Here is a 2,287-nt window from a genome sequence, read left to right as displayed (position 1 = left end):
GAACGTTCCGCTAACAATTGACTGAAATAATTCAGATCCCTGTCTGCCGGAAAGTGCATATAGCTTGCCGCTGCCTCACCGGGTCGCGGTGGATTAATATGTAATCTCCCCCGGACCGTATCCTTAGCCGCATTAACACCGAGAATGATAGGCTTGAAACTTGACTTAGTACGGGATGTCGGTTTTTTGGTCGGCCACACTGGGGAGCGTTTACCGCCGCGAGCCGATTCCCCTTTTATCGCCCATATTCTTCTGCCTATTCTGGCTTTTGAGAATTCGTAGACTTGTTGGGTGTGGTGTCCGCCAGAGTCCATGCATGCCGCCATGATAGTAAAACCGCGTCCATCAGCACGGCGCCAGATTTGTTTTAGATAGTGATCTAAGCGTTTCCACGGCTCATCAGTTTCTAAATCGCCCTCGATCACGTCATAAGCAATAGACCAGCTTTCTTCATTCCGGCCCCAGCCAATGACTTCTATTTCAAAGCGATCATCTTGGGTATCAATACCCGCCGTCAGAACCGCAACGCCGTCCGGTACCTCAGCAGCAAAGACTTCACAGCGCTCAAGGAGTTTTCTTTCACTCAATGCTTTCTCGCCCCGATCTTCATACGGTTCACCCAGAACCAGGTTGATAAATGTCTGACGCATCAGCGGGTCATTTTTCACCCGCAACCATTCAGCAACCAGATATTTCCATGCGGCATTGGGAAACAGACTGTAACCCGCCCAGATATGAAATCCGGCATGACCTTTAAATGGTTTGGTTGCCCGCCATTCCCCGCGCTTTACCAGGCCGGCTTTTTCGTTATGATGGATCACGCATCCGTTATGACGACAAACGTAATAAGCGGTATCCGGTATCCCTTCTCCGTGTTCGTCTTTGTCCCATTTGATACCGTAAGGAGTATCTGGGCCGCCCCATTCAAGAACCTGATATTCATTACAGTGAGGGCATGGGACGTAGTAATAACGCTGGTCACTATCGCCAAATGACTTTTCAATACGGCTGGCGCCTTTTACAGTCGGGGTTGAACCCAATACGATTTTGCGGTTCCAAAATGTTTCTGAACGTTTTGTACCTAGTGCGATTTGGTCACCCTCGACACCGGCACCACCTGATGGGTAGCCATCCACTTCATCAAACAAGATGATCCTGCATGTGATACGACGAAACCCGCCCGGACTGTTCGCCCCGACTAATGTCAGATTCGAGCCATTCAAGAACGTCTTTTTCAGGATAGTCTGGTTGCTATTTTTGGCTTTGGGGTCACCAGATATCTCTGCTAACACCGGAGTATCACGCAGCATCGGCGCAATTTCGGTTTTACTGTAGTCCTCCGCATCTTCTACGCGGGGCTGAACAACGAGTATCGGAGAAGGGTCATGCGCCAGATAATAACCGACAACGTGATCCAGTATTTTTGTATACCCGACACGCGCCGATTTCATCACTGAAACATAAGTAACAGTCGGGTCTGTAATGGCATCCATCATGCCGTCTTGATAGGCGAACGAACGAAATCGCCCGGTCTGTGCGCTGGTTTCTTTGGACAGTACGGCGTATTTGTTAGCCCACACACTTAGTGATAGTGGTTCGGGAGGGCGGATATCAGGGCGACGTTTATATAACTCTTGCGTGAAGTTCTGCCAGGCGGAGGTATTAGCTTTCTCCTCTATTGTTATCATCAAGGCTTAATTCCTCCATCGCCTCGTAAACCACCTCCTGTAACGCTTGAACAAACTCCGTATCATTAGTGGTTGAAGCCAATACACGTAAACGCGGGCCATGTTCGGGAGCGATAGCGATTAAGCGAGTGCGCATTCTTGAATACTCCCGCCCCACTGCTTCAATCATGTCTTTATACGGTAGCACCTGGCCGGATTTGATTTCGTACTCTAATTGAGTAAGCAATGCGAGAAAGTTTTCTTTTAACGTCCGGGCTTCATCGAATGTCATCGTTGCGCCCTTTTCGGCGATCATGCGTTCGACAATTTTTGTCGGTGATTCTGCATCAGACCTGTTACCTTGAGAGTTGTTACCTGACTTGTTACCCTGTTTGTTACCTGCGGTTTTTTTATCGGGCCGGGTAACAGATTTTCTGTAACGTTCAACATTCGCGTTTGATGCTTCAACATTGATATCGTCACCGTCCAGAACCAGCCAGCCGCGAGCTTTCCACTGGGTCACAGTCTTACGGCTGACACCGTGCAATTTGGCAAATTCTGACTGATTCATTTGTTAATGTTACCTAAATTTCAAAGACTTATAACTAGTGAAACATCGG

The 2,287-nt window shown here is 48.5% G+C and carries 2 protein-coding genes; both read right to left on the bottom strand.

Translation table 11 applies throughout. From position 1 onward, the window contains the following. On the bottom strand, positions 1-1,688 hold a 1,688-nt coding region (locus AACQ83_RS23875; protein WP_146748311.1), incomplete at its 3' end, for a phage terminase large subunit family protein. Beyond that, complete coding sequence (locus AACQ83_RS23870) at positions 1,663-2,238, bottom strand: RNA polymerase subunit sigma-70 (RefSeq protein WP_112879871.1); 576 nt, start codon at positions 2,236-2,238, stop codon at positions 1,663-1,665. The genes AACQ83_RS23870 and AACQ83_RS23875, both read right to left, overlap by 26 nt. Positions 2,239-2,287 lie beyond the last annotated feature (49 nt).

Origin of the sequence: Photorhabdus sp. S10-54 (assembly GCF_963878145.1) — a bacterium.
Taxonomy (GTDB): domain Bacteria; phylum Pseudomonadota; class Gammaproteobacteria; order Enterobacterales; family Enterobacteriaceae; genus Photorhabdus; species Photorhabdus kayaii.
Note: the sequence above shows the minus strand (reverse complement) of the source record. Positions and strands in the feature narration are given on the sequence as shown.